This is a genomic window from Vibrio marinisediminis (assembly GCF_014050145.1).
Classification (GTDB): domain Bacteria; phylum Pseudomonadota; class Gammaproteobacteria; order Enterobacterales; family Vibrionaceae; genus Vibrio; species Vibrio marinisediminis.
The window spans coordinates 1-632 of sequence record NZ_JACFYF010000052.1; the positions used below are offsets into that span (position 1 = coordinate 1).

The window sequence follows — 632 nt, forward strand, 5'->3', positions numbered from 1 at the left end:
CCACTGTCTCTAGGTATCGAGACAATGGGCGGCGTAATGACTAAGCTTGTTGAGAAGAACACCACTATCCCAACAAAAGCGAATCAAGTTTTCTCTACTGCAGAAGACAACCAAAACGCGGTAACTATCCACGTTCTACAAGGTGAGCGTAAGCAAGCGTCTTACAACAAGTCTCTAGGTCAATTCAACCTAGAAGGCATCCAAGCTGCACCACGTGGTATGCCACAAATCGAAGTGACTTTCGACCTAGATGCAGACGGTATCCTACACGTATCAGCGAAAGACAAGCAGACTGGCAAAGAGCAGAAGATCACTATCCAAGCTTCTGGCGGTCTAAGCGATGAAGACATCGAGAAAATGGTTCAAGAAGCTGAAGCGAACAAAGAAGCGGACAAAAAGTTCGAAGAGCTAGCAACAGCACGTAACCAAGCTGACCAAATGATTCACGGTACTCGTAAGCAAATTGAAGAAGCGGGTGAAGCGCTTCCAGCAGACGAGAAAGAGAAGATTGAAGCGGCTATCGTTGAGCTAGAAACGGCTCGTAAAGGCGATGACAAAGAAGCGATCGACGCAAAAGTACAAGCGCTAATGGCTGCGGCTCAAAAGCTAATGGAAATTGCTCAGCAACAAGC

The 632-nt window shown here is 47.0% G+C and carries 1 protein-coding gene; it reads left to right on the top strand.

Annotated features, from left to right (window positions below; genetic code table 11):
- A partial coding sequence (locus tag H2O73_RS20280) for an Hsp70 family protein (protein WP_182110729.1) occupies nucleotides 1-632 on the top strand: 632 nt, incomplete at both ends.